This is a genomic window from Thioalkalivibrio versutus, assembly GCF_001999325.1.
Lineage (GTDB): Bacteria > Pseudomonadota > Gammaproteobacteria > Ectothiorhodospirales > Ectothiorhodospiraceae > Thioalkalivibrio > Thioalkalivibrio versutus.
The window spans coordinates 99,948-117,127 of the sequence record NZ_MVAR01000005.1 but is presented as its reverse complement, the minus strand read 5'-3'; the positions used below and the strand labels follow the sequence as shown (position 1 = coordinate 117,127).

Annotated in this window: 17 protein-coding genes; 11 read left to right on the top strand and 6 right to left on the bottom strand. The window is 66.5% G+C overall.

The genetic code is table 11. From position 1 onward, the window contains the following. Position 1: 1 nt before the first annotated feature. Positions 2–772, top strand: a complete 771-nt coding sequence (locus B0684_RS02090; protein WP_018650211.1) for a peptidoglycan DD-metalloendopeptidase family protein — start codon at positions 2–4, stop codon at positions 770–772. Between the two features lie 23 nt (positions 773–795). After that, complete coding sequence (gene rpoS / locus B0684_RS02085; RefSeq protein ID WP_018650210.1) at positions 796–1,872, top strand: RNA polymerase sigma factor RpoS; 1,077 nt, start codon at positions 796–798, stop codon at positions 1,870–1,872. Between the two features lie 55 nt (positions 1,873–1,927). Here the strand turns inward: rpoS and B0684_RS02080 are convergent, their stop codons facing one another. Further along, entirely contained in the window at positions 1,928–2,302 is a 375-nt protein-coding gene (locus B0684_RS02080) for an Mth938-like domain-containing protein (RefSeq protein WP_018145813.1), read from the bottom strand. Between the two features lie 189 nt (positions 2,303–2,491). Here B0684_RS02080 and alaC point away from each other — a divergent pair, with 189 nt between their 5' ends. The 3 genes from alaC (at position 2,492) to thrC (ending at position 6,284) form a co-directional block, all read left to right on the top strand. Beyond that, positions 2,492–3,715, top strand: a complete 1,224-nt coding sequence (gene alaC, locus B0684_RS02075) for an alanine transaminase (RefSeq protein WP_019563739.1) — start codon at positions 2,492–2,494, stop codon at positions 3,713–3,715. A 73-nt stretch (positions 3,716–3,788) separates the two neighbouring features. Continuing rightward, positions 3,789–5,102 carry a homoserine dehydrogenase gene (locus tag B0684_RS02070; protein WP_018145811.1) on the top strand — a complete coding sequence of 438 codons (1,314 nt, stop codon included), beginning with the start codon at positions 3,789–3,791 and terminating at the stop codon, positions 5,100–5,102. A 39-nt stretch (positions 5,103–5,141) separates the two neighbouring features. Then, entirely contained in the window at positions 5,142–6,284 is a 1,143-nt protein-coding gene (thrC, locus tag B0684_RS02065) for a threonine synthase (protein ID WP_026289478.1), read from the top strand. 52 nt (positions 6,285–6,336) lie between these two features. Here thrC and B0684_RS02060 read toward each other — a convergent pair whose 3' ends face one another. Next, positions 6,337–7,122 (bottom strand): RibD family protein, encoded by a 786-nt coding sequence (locus B0684_RS02060; protein WP_018145809.1) that lies wholly within the window; start codon positions 7,120–7,122, stop codon positions 6,337–6,339. A 149-nt stretch (positions 7,123–7,271) separates the two neighbouring features. Here B0684_RS02060 and ribA point away from each other — a divergent pair, with 149 nt between their 5' ends. Then, positions 7,272–8,417, top strand: coding sequence for a GTP cyclohydrolase II RibA (ribA, locus tag B0684_RS02055; RefSeq protein ID WP_018650207.1), 1,146 nt, complete (start codon positions 7,272–7,274; stop codon positions 8,415–8,417). Positions 8,418–8,433: 16 nt separating this feature from the next. On the opposite strand, the gene B0684_RS02050 is transcribed toward ribA, so the two are convergent. Together B0684_RS02050 and B0684_RS02045 are read right to left on the bottom strand one after the other, a co-directional pair. Then, on the bottom strand, positions 8,434–9,237 hold the full coding sequence (locus tag B0684_RS02050) for a creatininase family protein (RefSeq protein ID WP_018650206.1): 804 nt from the start codon (positions 9,235–9,237) through the stop codon (positions 8,434–8,436). A gap of 45 nt (positions 9,238–9,282) precedes the next feature. Continuing rightward, the gene (locus B0684_RS02045; protein ID WP_018650205.1) at positions 9,283–10,062 is read right to left on the bottom strand and encodes an FkbM family methyltransferase; all 780 of its coding nucleotides are present in this window, start codon (positions 10,060–10,062) and stop codon (positions 9,283–9,285) included. Between the two features lie 160 nt (positions 10,063–10,222). Between B0684_RS02045 and B0684_RS02040 the strand changes: the two genes are divergently transcribed. The 3 genes from B0684_RS02040 to B0684_RS02030 are packed head-to-tail and all read left to right on the top strand — an operon-like array spanning position 10,223 to position 13,760. Continuing rightward, the gene (locus tag B0684_RS02040; RefSeq protein WP_018650204.1) at positions 10,223–11,380 is read left to right on the top strand and encodes a ChaN family lipoprotein; all 1,158 of its coding nucleotides are present in this window, start codon (positions 10,223–10,225) and stop codon (positions 11,378–11,380) included. Positions 11,381–11,383: 3 nt separating this feature from the next. Continuing rightward, positions 11,384–13,348, top strand: coding sequence for a M1 family metallopeptidase (locus tag B0684_RS02035; protein ID WP_018650203.1), 1,965 nt, complete (start codon positions 11,384–11,386; stop codon positions 13,346–13,348). Further along, a complete protein-coding gene (locus tag B0684_RS02030; protein WP_018176866.1) occupies positions 13,338–13,760 on the top strand; it encodes an HIT domain-containing protein in 423 nt (140 codons plus the stop codon). The genes B0684_RS02035 and B0684_RS02030 overlap by 11 nt, the downstream gene beginning before the upstream one ends. Before the next feature lie 27 nt (positions 13,761–13,787). On the opposite strand, the gene B0684_RS02025 is transcribed toward B0684_RS02030, so the two are convergent. After that, positions 13,788–14,453 (bottom strand): OmpW/AlkL family protein, encoded by a 666-nt coding sequence (locus B0684_RS02025; protein WP_018650202.1) that lies wholly within the window; start codon positions 14,451–14,453, stop codon positions 13,788–13,790. A gap of 94 nt (positions 14,454–14,547) precedes the next feature. Beyond that, the gene (locus tag B0684_RS02020) at positions 14,548–15,252 is read right to left on the bottom strand and encodes an SDR family NAD(P)-dependent oxidoreductase (protein ID WP_018650201.1); all 705 of its coding nucleotides are present in this window, start codon (positions 15,250–15,252) and stop codon (positions 14,548–14,550) included. A gap of 60 nt (positions 15,253–15,312) precedes the next feature. On the opposite strand from B0684_RS02020, the gene B0684_RS02015 reads away from it, so the two are divergent. Then, positions 15,313–16,824: a DUF1538 domain-containing protein gene (locus B0684_RS02015; protein WP_018169656.1), complete on the top strand. Its 1,512-nt coding sequence runs from the start codon at positions 15,313–15,315 to the stop codon at positions 16,822–16,824. A 3-nt stretch (positions 16,825–16,827) separates the two neighbouring features. Further along, positions 16,828–17,175, top strand: a complete 348-nt coding sequence (locus B0684_RS02010) for a P-II family nitrogen regulator (RefSeq protein ID WP_018145799.1) — start codon at positions 16,828–16,830, stop codon at positions 17,173–17,175. The last annotated feature ends 5 nt before the right edge of the window (positions 17,176–17,180 follow it).

Here is a 17,180-nt window from a genome sequence, read left to right as displayed (position 1 = left end):
CATGCGCCGGCGCATGGTTCAGGGATTGGTGACGGGGTTGGTGCTGGTCCTGGTTGCGAGTGTCCTGGCCGGTTGTGCGGCGCGTGCGCCCAGCGGGGCCTCAATGCCGGACACCCACGTGGTGCAGCGCAACGAGACGCTGTATCGCATTGCCCAGCGCTACGGCTTGGAATGGCGCGATCTGGCCCGACGCAATGCCATCGGTGCCCCTTATGTCATCCATCCCGGTCAGCGCCTGCGGCTGCGAGGTGCGGCGCGCTCGTCGCCGCCCAGCGCGCCACAGGCCTCTTCATCGCCGAGCACGCGGCAACCATCCTCGGGCGCCTCTGGCCGCGACAGCGGTGGCGGAACCTCGTCCGGCTCTACCTCAAGCTCGTCGACTTCGAGTCCGCCGCCCTCCGATCCGGGTGGCTGGCAATGGCCAGCGGCGGGCGAGGTGCTGCGCGGATTCTCCAGCAGCGGCACGCGCCGAGGGCTTGCGATCGGCGGCGAACGGGGGGATCACGTACGGGCAACGCGGGCCGGGGAAGTGGTCTATGCAGGTGGCGGCCTGGTGGGGTATGGTCGATTGATCATCCTCAAGCACGACGCGCGGTTCCTCAGTGCCTACGGGCACAACGATGAATTGCTGGTGAGCGAGGGTGACCAGGTGCAGGCGGGCGACACCATCGCGCGTCTGGGGTCATCGGGGGCCGAGCGCCCGATGTTGCACTTCGAGATCCGGGTGGACGGGACGCCGGTAGACCCGGCGCGATACCTCCCGGACCGCTGACTCGATCGAGAGCAGGACACTACATGGCCAAGACCCGGCAACCGGCCGCTCCGGAACTGCACAACGACAACCAGACCCACGATCCGGATCCGGAGGAGGCGACCCAGGTGCCCGAGGATCTGGCCCATCCGGTCGAAAAGATCGAGGAATCCGAAGATCCGGAAGACGTCTCGGAGGCGGTGCTACCCGACGTCACCGCCGGCTTGAAACCGGAAGAAGGCGCTCCGGTACGGCCGAAAACCCTGCGCGACGCCCGTCCCGCGGAACTGGATGCGATCCAGATCTACCTGCGCGATATCGAATACCGCCCGCTGCTGACCCCCGAGGAAGAGCGCAAGTACGCGCGTCTGGCGCGCGAGGGAGATGAGAGTGGCCGCCGGCGCATGATCGAGTGCAATCTTCGGTTGGTGGTCAAGATCGCCCGTCGCTACCTGAACCGGGGTCTGCCGCTGCTTGACCTGATCGAGGAGGGCAATCTCGGCCTCATGCACTCGGTGGAAAAATTCGACCCGGAGCGCGGCTTTCGTTTTTCCACCTACGCCACCTGGTGGATCCGCCAGACCATCGAACGGGCCCTGATGAATCAGGGGCGGACCATCCGCATTCCGGTGCATGTGAGCAAGGAGTTGCGCATGCACGCGCGGATTGCGCGCAACCTGACGCAGGAACTGGGCCGCGACCCCACCGAGGAAGAGCTGGCGGAGCGCCTGGGCCGGCCGGTGGCGGAGATCCAGAAGCTGCGCGCGATGTCCGAACCCTCCACCTCGATGGATTTGCCGTCGGGCCCGGACGGCGATCGCTCGCTGGCCGATATCCTTGCCGACGTGAATGCGCCCGAGCCCTCCACTTTGCTGGAGGATCAGGATCTTCATCATCTGGTGGATGCCTGGCTGGAAGAACTGGACCACAAACAGCGCGAGGTGCTGGTGCGCCGGTTCGGGCTGCACGGTTTCGAGCGCTCGACCCTGGAGCAGGTCGGGGCGGAGATCGGCGTGACCCGGGAGCGGGTGCGGCAGATTCAGATGGATGCGCTGAAGCGGCTGCGGAAGCTGCTGGAGTCGCGTGGAATGAAGGGTGACGAGGTCCTGCCGAGTTCCTGAGCGGGTTGCCGGAAAGCGCCCGAGCCCTCCACTTTGCTAGAGGATGACGTGTCGCTTATCCGTTAATGATCAGGGCAGCGGCGACGTCGCGGCCCTCGGCCATGATCAGGTTGTACGTGCGGCAGGCGGCCGCGGTATCCATGATTTCCACCCCCAGGCCCTGCGAGCGCAGATGACGCCAGACCGCGCGGTCCGGGAATTGCTGGACCGTACCGGTGCCGATTAGCAGGACCTCGGGCGGCGCGTCCAGTATTGCTTGCAGGTGATCCACGCCCAGTTGTTCGACCGAGTCGACTGGCCAGTCGGTGCGCAGTTCGTGCGGGCGCACGATCAGGCTGCGGCTGTGCGCAATCTGGTTGATTCCGACGCGCCCCGACTCATAGCCGGTCACGATGTAGGAGTCTTCGCTGGTGACTTCGGAAAACAGCATCCCTTTACGCTACTCCGAGCCCGCGAAAGGCTCAAGATTCCATCCCCGTCCGGCGGGGTGTCCGAACCTCGGTTCGTTGACAGCCGAGGGCCCGGGTTATACTTTGGCGCGCTTTCCGGTGCGGCATCCGGAGGGGCCGTTTTGGCCCTGCAAAGCGATCCCCAAGGCCCCAACCAGGACCCAGAATCCGTGACCGACGTCTTTCCCCGTATCGAGCGCCTCCCGCCCTACGTCTTCAACATCGTGAACCAGTTGAAGGCCGAGGCCCGCGCCCGCGGCGAGGACATCATCGACTTCGGCATGGGCAACCCGGATCAGCCGACGCCGCAGCACATCGTGGACAAGCTGTGCGAGGCGGCGCAGCGCGGCGATACCCACCGCTATTCCGTGTCCAAGGGCATCCCGCGGCTGCGGCGGGCGATCACGCGCTGGTACAAGACCCGGTTCGACGTCGATCTGGACCCGGAGACCGAGGCGATCGTGACCATTGGTTCCAAGGAAGGCCTGGCGCACCTTGCGCTGGCGACCCTGGGGCCGGGCGATGCGGTGCTGGTGCCGAATCCGGCCTATCCGATTCATCCCTATGGTTGTGTGATTGCCGGCGCGGATGTGCGCCATGTGCCGTTGACGCCGGATGTCGACTTCTTCGCCGAGCTGGAGCGGGCGATCCAGGACTCCTGGCCGAAGCCGAAGATGCTGATCCTCAACTTCCCGGCGAATCCGACCACCCAGTGCGTGGATCGGGAGTTCTTCGAGCGGGTCGTGGCGATCTGCAAGGAACATGGCATCTGGATCGTGCACGACCTGGCCTATGCCGAGATCAGTTTTGACGGCTACAAGGCGCCTTCGATCTTCGAGGTGCCGGGGGCGAAGGACATTGCGGTGGAGTTCTACACCCTGTCCAAGACCTACAACATGCCGGGCTGGCGCGTCGGCTTCATGTGCGGTAACCCGACCCTGGTCGCGGCGCTGGCGCGGATCAAGTCGTACCTCGACTACGGCACCTTCACCCCCATCCAGGTCGCTGCGATCGCTGCGCTGGAAGGCCCGCAGGACTGCGTGGAGGAGATTCGCGAGCTCTACCGGGTGCGCCGTGATGTCCTCTGCGAGGGGCTGAACAAGCTCGGCTGGCAGGTCGAGAAGCCGAAGGCAACCATGTTCGTCTGGGCGCCGATCCCCGAGCCCTACCGCGAGATGGGCTCGCTGGAGTTTGCCAAGAAAATGCTGAGCGACGCCAAGGTGGCGGTCTCGCCGGGGGTGGGTTTCGGCAACTACGGAGACGACCACGTGCGCTTCAGCCTGATCGAGAACGAACAGCGTACGCGTCAGGCCCTGCGCGGGATCAAGGCGATGTTCCGCGCGGACTCGATCCTGGCCGACGCCTCCGAGGAAAATCCGGGTTCGGGCAGCTAGTTCGAGCGCCGCAGACCCTCAACGCAATGAACACGGGGCGCCGCTGGTGCCCGACGTCAAGGACAGCAAGGCTATGACGCCGGTAAAGATCGGAATTCTGGGACTGGGAACTGTCGGCTGCGGGACGATCAACGTGCTCGCGCGCAACGGCACCGAGATCGCTCGCCGCGCGGGTCGCGACATTCAGGTCGTGGCGGCCGCCGCGCGCGACATCCAGCGCGAGCGCGAATGCGATTGCTCGCAGATCCGCCTGACGACCGATCCGGCCGAGGTCGTCAACGATCCGGAGGTCGAGGTTGTCGTCGAACTGATGGGCGGGACGGATCTCGCCCTGAGCCTGGTACTGGCCGCGATTGACGCGGGCAAGCACGTGGTCACCGCCAACAAGGCCCTGATCGCGCTGCATGGCAACGCGATCTTCGAGCGCGCCCAGGAGAAGGGCGTGATGGTGGCGTTCGAGGCGGCAGTCGCCGGTGGCATCCCGATCATCAAGGCGATCCGCGAGGGTCTCGCCGGCAACCAGATCGAGTGGCTGGCCGGGATCATCAACGGTACCGGTAACTTCATCCTCAGCGAGATGCGCGACAAGGGTCGTGACTTCGAGGACGTGCTGGCCGAGGCCCAGGCACTGGGCTATGCCGAGGCCGATCCGACCTTTGACGTGGAGGGGATCGACGCCGCGCACAAGCTGGCGATCCTGGCCTCGATCGCCTTCGGCATCCCGCTCCAGTTCGACCGTGTCGCGGTGGAGGGGATCAGCGATATCACCCGCGAGGATGTCGGCTTCGCCGCGGAACTGGGCTATCGCATCAAGCACCTCGGGATCGCCCGGAGGACGCCGAAGGGCTACGAGCTGCGGGTGCATCCGACGCTGATCCCGGAGCGCCGGCTGATCGCGAACGTCGACGGCGTGATGAACGCCGTACTGGTGAACGCGGATGCGGTCGGCCCGACGCTGTACTACGGCGCCGGGGCCGGGGCCGAGGCGACCGCCTCCGCAGTGGTGGCCGATCTGGTCGACGTGGTGCGCGCCCTGACCACCGATCCGGAGAACCGCGTGCCGCATCTGGCGTTCCAGCCGGATGCCCTGTCGGACAAGCCGGTGCTGGATCTTGCCGAGGTGGAGACCTCCTTCTACCTGCGCCTGCGCACCCAGGACCGCCCCGGGGTACTGGCCGACATTACCCGGATCCTGGGCGAGCACGGCATCAGCATCGAGGCGATCCTGCAGCGCGAACCGGACCCGGAGCGCGGCGAGGCCACGATCATCATGCTGACGCACAAGGTCCGCGAGGGTGCGATGAACGAGGCGATTGCCGCGATCGAGGCCCTGGATCATCTGTTGACCCCGATTACCCGTATCCGCATGGAAGGACTGGCGCGCTAGTTGGCGCTCTATCCCTTTCGCAACGACGAAGAGAACACCATGGCCTTTGGACATCGCTATACCGGACTGATCGAGCGTTACCGTGACCGCCTGCCGGTACACGACGACACGCGCATCATCTCGCTGGGCGAGGGCAACACGCCCTTGATCCGTCTGAACAACATCCCGCGCGAGCTCACGCGCGAGGTCGAGATCTACGTCAAGTTCGAGGGGCTGAATCCGACCGGATCGTTCAAGGACCGGGGGATGACCATGGCCGTGACCAAGGCCATCGAGGAGGGCTCGCGGGCGATTGTCTGCGCCTCCACCGGCAACACCTCGGCCGCTGCCGCCGCGTATGCGGCGCGTGCGGGCATTACCGCGTTCGTGGTGATCCCGGACGGCAAGATCGCCCTGGGCAAGCTCGCCCAGGCGATGATGCACGGCGCCACGGTGATCCAGATCGAGGGCAACTTCGACGACGGCATGCGTCTGGTCAAGGAGGTTGCCTCCAATACGCCGGTGACACTGGTGAACTCGGTGAACCCCTATCGCCTGCAGGGCCAGAAGACGGCCGCCTTCGAGATCGTCGAGGAACTGGGCCGTGCCCCGGACTACCACTGCCTGCCGGTGGGCAACGCGGGGAACATCACCGCGCACTGGATCGGGTACAGCGAGATGGCGGCCAAGAGCAGCGACGACGTGACCGAAGCCTGTTCGTATTGCAAGGGCCACTGCAAGTACGCGGGTGGCGGCATGGTGGGTAACCGCCCGCACATGGTCGGCTATCAGGCGGCGGGATCCGCACCCTTCATGCGTGGGGCGATGGTCGATAACCCGGACACCGTGGCGACCGCGATCCGTATCGGCCATCCGCAGTCCTGGGACATGGCCTGGAAGGTCCGCGAGGAATCCGGCGGTTGGTTCGACGAGTGCCAGGACGACGAGATTCTGGCTGCGCAGAAGCTCCTGGCGGAAAAGGAAGGCGTGTTCTGCGAGCCGGCTTCTGCCGCGTCGCTGGCGGGTGCGCTACGCGACATCCGCGAGGGCAAGATCCAGGAAGGCTCCACCGTTGTGTGCACCCTCACGGGCAACGGCCTGAAGGACCCGGATACGGCCATCGCCCAGAGCGTGATTCAGCCAGCCAAGGTCCCGGCGGAGCTGGACGCGGTCTCCCGCGCGATCCGCGACAACCTGGTTTGAGGCACCCCGCCTTCGCGCGTGACGCGATGGCGAAGAGCGAATCTGGGTCGGGTCAGGGCTTGCTGCGCAGGTCCAGGTCGAACAGGGTGTCGCCGCCCAGTCGGAAGATACGGCAAGGCGGGCGCAACGCCTGATCCAGGGAATCGATCTCCGGCAGGGTCACACCCGGACGCCCGGAGCCGATCAGCATGGGCGCGATGGTCAGGTGCAGCCGGTCCAGGGTGTCGGCCTCGAGAAAGCGCGAGACCGTCTGGCCGCCGCCTTCGACCAGCAGGCGATGCAGGCCCATCTCCGCGAGTTGGCCGCGGATCCTGGCGGGGTCGAAGCGGTCGTCGGCCCCGGTGGGCATCTCCAGGCATTCGACATGCTCGGGCAGGCCGCAGGGTCCATACCCGGCTGCGTGCAGGACAATGGTCCGGACCTCGGCATTGCGAAAGACATGGGCATCAGCGGGAATGCGGCCATCGGGGTCCAGGATCACGCGGACCGGGTTGGGGCCCTCGGTCTTGCGCACGGTCAGGCGAGGGTCGTCGGCCACGACCGTGCCGGCGCCGACGATCACGGCATCGACCAGGGCCCGCAGGCGATGCAGGCGCTCGATGTCCTCGGGGCCGGTGACGTAGTGCGACTTGCCGCTCGCGGTGGCAATGCGCCCGTCCAGGCTCTGGCCGAGCTGGGCCACGGTGATGCTGGGGGCCTCGACGATCGGGCCGTAGAGATCCAGCAGCTCGTGGGCACCCGGTGCCAGGGGGCCGGGCAGGGGGCAGCACCCGGGATCGGCCCGTTGTGCCAGCAGCCAGCGCCAGGCCTGCTCCTCGGTTACCGGATAGGCCGTCATGCCGCAATCCCCGGGGTTACGGGACCGCAAGTAGCGAGTTGGGGTAGGCTAACGCCGTCTTCGACCTGCCTGGCCAAGCCGGGAGCCGCCTCCGGGGAATTCGCGGTTTGCGGGCTGGTCATAAACAAAACTCCGTATGGAAGCACCCGATGCACAACGCCGATCGCGGGATCTTTGATCTTCGCCGGGGCCATCCGGTCCTGGTGAGTGGTTCGCAGTCGAGTGTACTCGTTGCGGCCGTCGAGGGGCTGACCCCTGTGTTGCTGGATCGCCTGACCCACATGACCGGGTCCGCGCCTCGACTGATTCTAACCGCGCACCGCGCCTCTGCAATGGGCTGGTCCCAGCCGCTGCAGGAAGGCTGGGAAGGTGTGGCCCTGGAATTCGCTCCGAATACCGATCCCGAGGCCCTGTTTACACTGGCCAGCGCCCCGGAGGCCTCGAACGAGACCACCCATCCGTACGCCGCGATTGGGGAGCCCACGGTGGTTCGTGCGCTTCCCGCAGAGGTCGCGGCCCTGGAGCTTGTGCGTGCGGGGCGTCTGTTGCCGGCGGTGGTGGCCGCGCCGGTCCCCGAGCCGGTGCCGGAGGCCATTCGCACGGCGCTGGCGGATGGCATGTTCCTCGACGTCGACGAGCAGGAGGCGCGCGCGGTGGCCAAGCACCCGCGCCTGGAACTGGCCTATGTCAGCGAGGCCCCGGTGCCGCTGGCGGACGCACCAGTGACCCGGTTCATGCTGTTCCGCGAGGGCAACGGGATCCTGGAGCACGTCGCGGTGCTGATAGGGGAGCCCCGCGACTGGCCGGATGCGGTACCGGTCCGGCTGCACTCGGCCTGTCTGACCGGGGATCTGTTCGGCAGCCTCCGCTGTGACTGCGGCGATCAGCTGCGTCTGGGCGTGAAGACCATCAATGACTCGGGCGGCGGCGTCCTGTTGTATCTGGCGCAGGAGGGGCGTGGTATTGGACTGGCCAACAAGTTGCGCGCCTATACCATGCAGACGGCCGGGCTGGATACCATCGATTCCGATTGCCAGCTGGGTTTCGAGGCCGATGGCCGGCGCTACGATGCGGCCGTGGAGATGCTGGAGTTCCTCGGCATCGACAGCGTGCGGCTATTGACCAACAATCCCGGAAAAATGGATGCCCTGCGTGCCGGTGGCATCGACGTGGTGGCACGCGAGCCGGTGCATGGCAAGCTGAATCCGCACAACCTGCGCTATCTCAGCACCAAGGCCGACCGTGGCGGCCACTGGCTCCAGGAGCTGCTGGCCTCGGAGGCCGAGCGCGGCTGACGCACCTCGCTCCCTCTCAGGGCGCGAGTTGCGTCAGGTCGAACCGCGCGGCGTCGCGGATCGTCGCGGCCAGGGTGCGAGCGTAGTGCTCCACCAATTGCTGTCCCAACTCGGCGGTTGCGCCGCGGGCATCCCCGACGACACCGGACGGGTGGAGGTCACCCGCCATCCAGGCGAAGGCCGCGCGCCCTTCGGGTTCCAGCACTTCCAGCTTTTCTGCGAGCTCCGCGCCCAGCGACGGTGCGTCCGCGGCCGCTTCCATGCGCACGTGCTCGGGAGCGAGGAACCGCATCATCGCGGTCTCGATCAAGCCGCCGTGCAGGCCGTGGCGAAGCTCGTCGGGGGCGATGCGGGGCGCGTCCGGCGGGGGCTGGGTGAAATAGTGATGCTTGACCACAAGCATGCCGTGGGCCCGGCGCAGCTCCAGGGCAGCGAGGTCGCAGATCGCAGTATTGCCGCCATGACTGTTGACGAGCAGCAGGCGCCGCAGGCCGCTGCGGGACACGCTGTCGCCGATGTCCCGCAAGGTGGCCAATGCGGTTTCGGGCTGCAGGCTCAGGGTGCCGGGGAAGCCGGTATGTTCGGTACTGGTGGCGATCGCCACTGGCGGCAGGACCGCGAGCGGAAGGTCCTCCGCCATGGTCTCGCAGGCGGCCTGCAGCAGGCCCAGCCCGATGCGATAGTCGGTATCCAGCGGCAGGTGGGGGCCGTGTTGTTCGATGGCCGAGAGGGGCAGGATCGCGACCGCATCGCGGGCGGCGAGCGCGGCGATCCCGTCGCTCGTGTGGTGTTGCCACCAGGGGAGGTTGTCGGCGTTCATAGGCTCAGCCTTGCCGCTCGCACTGGTTCCGTCAAGGCGACCCCATCAAGCATCGTGTCGGCGGGCGTACAGGTCGCCCGAACCCAGGTTTTCGCCGTGTCGCTCCAGCCAGGCAAGGATCGCTGCGGCGGATTGCCAGTCGGCGAAGTGATACTGGCGGCGTTCGCCGCGGATCAGGTTGTATTCGTACGGGCCCAGTTCCGCGATCTGCTCGAGGCAGTCGCGGGTGACGTCCAGCGCGCCGGCTACGAACTCGAAGGACAGGGCGGAGATGGGGTGGCTCAGGCCGCGCAGAACCTCGGCCTCCATTCCCTCGACGTCGATCTTGCAGAAGGCTGGAGGCCCGTATTCGGCGATGAGCTGGTCGAGGGTGACCATGGGCACCGCGATCTCTTCGTCCCAGCGTACGTGTTCAAAGCTGCGGTTGCGGGTGCGCAGTGATCGCACCCAGGAACGCGAGGCGGAGGAGACGGTCGGGTGGCGTCGGCTGACCTGCAGCTGTGCGGTACCAGGACGTGGCCCGGCCACCTCGCGCCGAATCGAGATGCCCGGGCGCCCGCGCACCGCGCGGCGCAGCCAGGGCAGGAGCTGCGGTTGCGGTTCCAGTGCGACCACACGCGCGCCAAGATCGGCGAAGGCGCGGGTGCGGTCGCCGACATGGGCTCCGATGTCGAACACCAGATCCCCGGACTGAATAAACGGGGCATACATATGCTGTAGTCCGCGCTGGCGTCCGGGCCGGCGATAGATGATCAGGGATCGCAGGACACCGATGGTCTGATCCAGCCAGGCCAGGTGGCGTGGGTTTTGCGGGGGTGTGCTCATCCTTTCAGGCTAACCGAGCGGAGGTCTCGGGGGAACGCTGGAGGCGCCGCAGGGTCTTCTGGATAGTTTGGCCGTGCCGGGCCCCGGGCTCCGGGTTCGTGGAAAAGTGGGCGTTGGAAAATGCTCCCGCGCGTAGTGGGTTCGCAACGAGGAGTACTGCATGCAGGCGGGTTTTCGGGTGGGGACATGGGTGGGCGCGGTTGGCCTTCTGGCGGCCTTGTTGGCGGGTACCGTGAAGGCGGGCAGTGATTGTCCGGCTCCGGGGGTGTGGTCCACGCCGGCGGGCGAGCCGCTGGATGCCGCCGCGCTGTATGCCGAGCTTGCCACCCGCGAGGTGGTGTTGCTGGGCGAGCGCCACGACCGGATGGATCATCATCGCTGGCAGTTGGGCACGCTTTCTGCGCTGCATGGTCAGCGCCCGGACATGGTGATCGGGCTGGAGATGCTGCCCCGCTCCAGGCAGCCGGTGCTGGATGCCTGGGTCGCGGGCGAGCTGGACCCGGAGGCATTCCTGGAGAAGAGCGGTTGGTACGAGCACTGGGGTTTCGACCCGGAGTTGTACTGGCCGATCCTGCACTTTGCCCGCGTCCACGACGTGCCGCTGCTGGCGCTGAACCTGGAGCGGGAGTATATCCAGCGTCTGGGTCACGACGGCTGGGATACCGTGGATGCCGATACGCGCGATGGGGTGTCGGCCCCGGCCGCGGCGAGCCAGGGCTACCGTGACTATCTGGAAGCCGTGCTGGAACGTCACCCAGCGGGCATGGGACCGGACTCGGAGCGGTTTATCGCGACGCAGTTGGCGTGGGATCGGATGATGGCTGGCGGGATTGCGGCGCGCATCAAGGCGGGCGGCGATACGCCGCAACTGGTGGCCGCGATCATTGGCTCCGGGCACCTGGAATACGGCTATGGGGTGCCGCATCAACTTGCCGATCTGGGCGTGACCGAGGCCGCGGTCTTGTTGCCGCGCGAGCCCGGCGGTTGTGCGGATAGCGATCCGGCGCTTGCGGACGCCGTCTTCGGCGTGCCACACGACGAGCGTTTTGAACGCTCGAGTTTGATGCTGGGCGTGCACCTGGAGTCCGATGACGCGCCGGGGATTCGCATCCTGCGCGTGCAGGAGGGGTCGGTCGGTGAGGCGGCCGGCCTGGTGGCTGGAGATCGTGTTTTGCGGGCAGGCGAACAGACCATCCGCGCCGCTGGCGATCTGCAACGCGTGGTGCAAGCGACGCCACCGGGCATGTGGCTGCCACTGCAGATCGAGCGTGAGGGCGAGCGGCTAGAGCGCGTGGCACGCTTCCCGCGCGAGGACTGACGCATGCGCCTGGGGTTGTGGGTGTGCAGTGTTGTCTTGTGGCTGGCCAGTGGAGCGGCTTCGGCCGACACGGCATACGATGGTGTGACGCTGGAGGTGGAACTGGATCCCAGCCAGGCGCAACTGGAGGGGCGGTTCGAGGCGGATCCAGCCCGGATCGACCCGGCCTCGCTGCGCCGGTTCCGATTGGATCCGGGCATTGCCGTGGATGCGGTGACGCTCGGCGGGCAGGTAGTCGAGTTCGACCGCAGCGAGGATGGTTGGCTGGAACTGGCGCGCGAGCCGGCCGCGGATGACGGGCCTTTGGCGATCCGCTATGGGGCGCGTCTTTCGGCACCGGACCAGGCACGTCCCGGGAGCGGATATCTGGGCCCGGACGGCGGGTATCTGCCGCCGGGCGCCGACTGGTATCCGCGCCGGCCCGATGCCGAGCCCCACGCAGTGCGGATCGAATTGAAGAGCCTTGGTGGCCATCTCGGGGTGGCGTCCGGCTCCCGCGTGGCCGAAGAGCGCCGGGGTGACGAATACCATGCCACGTTCGAGCACCCCGCTGGTAGAGCCCTGGCGGTCGCCACCGGCCCCTGGGAGTCGGCCGAGCGGCGGGTTGGAGATGTGGAGGTACGCACCCTGTTTCCGGTCGGCCTCGAGGAGCGATTCGGGGAGACCTATCGCGAGCAGGCGGCCAAATACCTGCAGCGCTTCAATGACGAGATCGGCCCGTACCCGTTTGCGACCTTCACGATCGCCGCGAGTCCGCAGCCCGTGGGGCTGGCGTTTTCCGGCTTTACGTTGTTGGGGGAGCGTGTGATTCCGCTGCCATTCATTCCGCACACCTCGCTGGGCCACGAGGTCCTGCACGCCTGGTGGGGAACCGGGGTGTACGTGGATTATTCCGCAGGCAACTGGTCGGAAGGGCTGACGACCTACATGGCCGACTATCAGTTCAAGCGTGACCGCGGCGAAGGGCGGGACGAACGGGGCCAGTGGCTGCGCGATTACGCGGCCTTGCCGGCCGGGGAAGATCGCGCGCACGGGAGCTTCCGGGGTGGCAATTCCGGGGCGGCTCGCATCGCCGGCTATCACCGCGGCGCGATGCTGTGGCGAATGCTGGAGGATCGAATCGGGCGCGAGGCGCTGCTGTCGGGTGCGCGGGCCCTGTACGACGAATGGCGCTTTCGCGAGGCGGACTGGGACGCCGTGATCGGGGCGTTCGACGGAACGACGGATGAAGACCTGCGGCCCTTCTTTTCCCAGTGGGTAGAGCGCGCTGGCGCGCCTGCGCTGGAACTGACGGGACTGCGCCGCGAGGCGCGGGGAGACGGTTGGCGAGTACAGGGCCGGCTGCAACAACGCGACGAGCAGGCCCCTTGGGAGCTGTATGTGCCGCTGGAGCTGGAAACCGAGAACGGCCGCGAGACGCATTGGGTCGAGCTGAATGCGGCAGAGAAGGGGATTTCGCTGGAGACCTCCAGCCGACCCCTGGCCATTGCCATCGACCCCGACTGGCGAATGTTCCGCCATCTGGCAGCGGACGAGTCGCCCGCCATCCTGCGTCAGGGGGCGCTGGACCCGGAAGCCCGGGTGGTGGCGCTGGAGGATGCGGAACCCTCCGAGGTCGCCCCCTGGCTGGGTCGAGTGCCGGGCTCCGCGGACGACGCAGAAGGCATGCGGATCGTGCTGGGCTCGCATTCCTCCGTGGCCGGCTGGCTGGGGCGGCATGACTTGCCGAGCGACCCGGTCGCACTGGCGAATGCAGGCGAGATCGGTCCGGGTGCGCGGGCCTGGGCTGTACCGGATACCCGGTTAGTTGTGATCAGCGGGGCGGATGCGGATACACGGCGCGAGGTGTTGGCCGCATTGCGGCATCGATCCCACTACAGTTACCTGTTGCCCGGCGCGAACGGCGAATGGCGGACCGGCCTCTGGTCCCAGCCGGGAATATGGCAGGAGTTTGACGATGACGAATGAATTTCTGCTGGATCCACGCCTGGAGGCCGATACCTGGGCTGTGGCCGAGTGGCCACTGTCGCGGCTGCGCTTGATGGATCATCACGACTATCCCTGGTTCATCCTGGTGCCGCGCCGCGCCGATGTGCGCGAACTGCACCAACTGGCCCCCGAGGATGCCATCCAGTTGGCGCGCGAGTCCGGTGCACTGGCACGGGCGATGGAGCAGGCCTTCGCCCCGAAGGCGCTGAACGTGGCCAAGCTTGGCAATATCGTGGAGCAGCTGCACCTGCATCATGTAGCACGCTGCGAGGGCGACCCGGCGTGGCCCGGCCCCGTGTGGGGTGCCCCGAAATCGCGCGGGCTGGAAACGCAAGAGGCCGAGGACCGCATTGCGCGGGTCCTCGGCCTCGTCGGAGACGTCGGCGGCTAGGCCGGCGTCAGACGGTCGTGGCTAGCCTCAGAAGCGGTAGCCGACGTTCATCCCGAAGGTCCACGGATCGATCTTGACCGTGCCCAGGTCGGCGCCGCCCAGCGACACGTCGGTTTCGATGTCGATCCAGCGGACCTCGGCATTGACGAACCAGTTTTCGTCCACGGCAAAGTCGATGCCGGCCTGCACCGCGGCACCCCAGGAATCATCCAGGTCGATGTCCTGCCCCAAAGTCACGTCAGCCGTATCTTCGTCGAAGAAGTGGGTGTAGTTGATGCCCGCGCCGACGTAGGGTCGAACGGCCGTTCCGGTGTTGAAGTGGTACTGGAGGCTCAGGGTCGGCGGCAGGTGGCGCGTGCTGCCGATGTCGACACCGCCCACGTTCAGATCATGCTTGAACGGGATGGCAACCAGAAGCTCCAGGCCCAGGTTGTCGGTCATCATGTAGGTGACATTGCCGGACGGGCGGGTGTTGGAGCCGACATCGGCCGGCGCGTTAGCACTCAGGCCCAATCCGCTTGCATCCAGATTGCCGTTGTCGGACTTGGGGGCCACGTGGGTCAGGCCGCCGCGCAGCAGCCAGTCGCCAGCGGAGACATCGGCGTTGGCAGCGGTCGCGTGGGCCGGGATCATGGCCGCGGGGGCCAGCAGGCCGGCCAGGGTCAGAGCGCGCAGGGTGGTGGAACGTTGCATGTCGAGCCTCCGAATCGGTGTATGTTCGCAGGCACTATCCCGCCATCGGTATTAGCGGTTGTTGATGCAGATCATGGTTGTGGCGGGTGAGCGTTCAGAAAGGCAGGCGCTGGCCCTCGAAGTCGTGGAAGCTGCCGGACTGGTCGGCCTCCAGATGGTCCAGGACACCGAGCAGACGTTCGCTTGCGTATTCGGGGCTGAGGACCTCCGGGGCGCGTGACCGGTACGGCTCCGACAGACGGGTGTCGCAGGTGCCAGGCTGAAGCGCAATCACCAGCGCATGGCGATGGCTGAAGCGTAGTTCCAGGGCCGTGGTCCGCACGATCTGGTTGAGCGCGGCCTTGGAGGCGCGATAACTCACCCAGCCGCCCAGGTGGTTGTCCTCGATGGAGCCCACCCGGGCCGAGAGGGTGGCCAGGATGCCCTTGCGGCCCCGCGGGAGCAGGGGTGCCAGGTGCTTGAACAGTAATGCCGGGCCGATGGCGTTGATGGCGAAGGCACGGCCCATGATCGTCGGGTCGAGATCGCGCAGGCGCTTCTCCGGGCCGTGGCCGTCGATGGTCAGGATCCCGGTGGCGTCGAGGATCAGGTCCCACTCGGGTGCCTGGTCTCGCAGCCAGGCGGCGGCGTGTTCGATGCTGGCCTCGTCGAGCAGGTCCACGGACGGGGTGCTTTGGCGTCCGAGGCCGACCACGCGTTCGCAGTTCGGGTCGTTCTCCATGTGGTCGACAAACGCGGCACCGAGGCCGCCCGTGGCGCCGATGACTACAGCGCGATAGGGTATCTGCAGGGATTCCATGCAGCGTAGGACCATTACGCTTGCGATTGATTCCGGGGCAGCGCCTCGGTTAGGGAGCGCATGAATTTTCTCCACACCCTGGGTCATGCGGCACGCAACCTCGCTCCGATCGTGATCGTGGTGGCGGTGTTCCAGGCGCTGGTGCTGCGCACGGTGCCGGATGGCCTGCTGTCGATGGTGGTGGGCCTGGCCATCGTGGTGTTCGGCGTGGCCTTGTTCCTGCAGGGCCTGGAGATGGGGATCTTCCCCATCGGCAAGAACCTGTCCAACGCACTGGCGCGGCGTGGATCGTTGCTGTTGCTGATGGCCTTCGGCTTTACGCTCGGGTTTGCGACGGTGATCGCGGAGCCGGCACTGATCGCGGTGGCGGAGCAGGCGGAGGTGATCAGCGAGGGCCGTATCGAGGGCATGGTGCTGCGGCTGATTGTCGCGCTTTCGGTAGGGGCCGTGGTGGCGCTGGGGATCCTGCGCACGGTGCTCGGACATCCGCTGCACTGGTACATCCTGACCGGCTATGTGCTGGTGGTGCTGGTGACCTTCTTCGCCCCCGAGGAGATCGTGGGCCTGGCTTACGACTCGGGCGGGGTGACCACGAACATCGTGACGGTGCCGCTCGTGGCGGCACTGGGCCTGGGGTTGGCGGCCTCCATAAGCGGGCGTAACCCGCTGCGCGACGGCTTCGGGCTGGTGGCGCTGGCGGTGATGGTGCCGATGATCACGGTGCAGATCTACGGGATCATCGTGTTTACAGGAGCGGAGATCGCGGCTCCAACCGGCGCCGAGACAGCGGCCATGGATCCGGGAACCGATCTGCCAGGCGCAGGCGAGCGGCACTGGCTGTCCGCGATGGGCATGGACCTGTTGCTGATGCTGCGTGACGTGGCACCGATCATCGCAGTGATCGTGGTGTTCCAGTATTTCGTGCTGCGCAAGCGCATCCCGTATCTGCCGCGGGTGATGTTCGGTTTCGTGTTGGTGGTGCTGGGGCTTTATGCCTTCGTGGTAGGGCTGAAGCTGGGCCTGTTCCCGATCGGCGAGAGCATGGCCGAGCAGTTGATTACCAACGAACTGTTCGTGTGGGTCTATTTGTTCGCCTTTTCCATCGGGTTCGCGACCACCATGGCGGAACCGGCGCTGATCGCGATTGGCCAGAAGGCCGAGGAGGCCGCTCGCGGTTCGTTGCGCGGCAATGTAATCCGCATCCTGGTGGCGCTGGGCGTGGCCATTGGCATCACCATCGGAGTGCACCGCATCCTGGCGGGGGACTCCATCCACCACTACATCATGGGCGGCTACCTGCTGGTGATCGTGCTCACGATCCTGGCGCCCAAGCAGATCGTGGCACTGGCCTTCGATCTCGGTGGGGTGACCACCTCCGAGGTGACTGTGCCCCTGGTGACGGCTCTGGGGATCGGCCTGGCGACGCACCTGGAGGATCGCAACGTACTGATCGACGGCTTCGGTCTGATCGCGTTCGCGTCGATATTTCCCATCGTCACGGTGATGCTATACGCGATCGCCGTGGATCTTTACGAACGCTGGTCCGCTCGCGACGAGCGGCAGGAGGAGTGAGCAATGCGATTTTCTGCACTGGTGGCCGTCCTCTCGGATGATCTGGAGGAACAGGCGATTGCCACGGCCAAGGAAGCGGGCGCTGGTGGCGTAACCATCATGGATGCGCGCGGGATTGGCGCCGAGGCCCGCAGGACGTTTCTCGGCATGACCTACGAGGGCAGTCAGTCGGTCCTCTTGTGGGTGCTGGAGAAGAAGGTGGCCCTGGACGTGCTCAAGTGCATCTCGAGGGAGCTGGACCTGGCCAATGACCCGCGGGGAGTGGCCTTTACGGTGGATGTGGCCCATCTCGCCGGTATCGGGCGCAAGCAGATCGAGCAGTTCCAGGAACAGGTCAAGGAAGAACTCTGACGGAG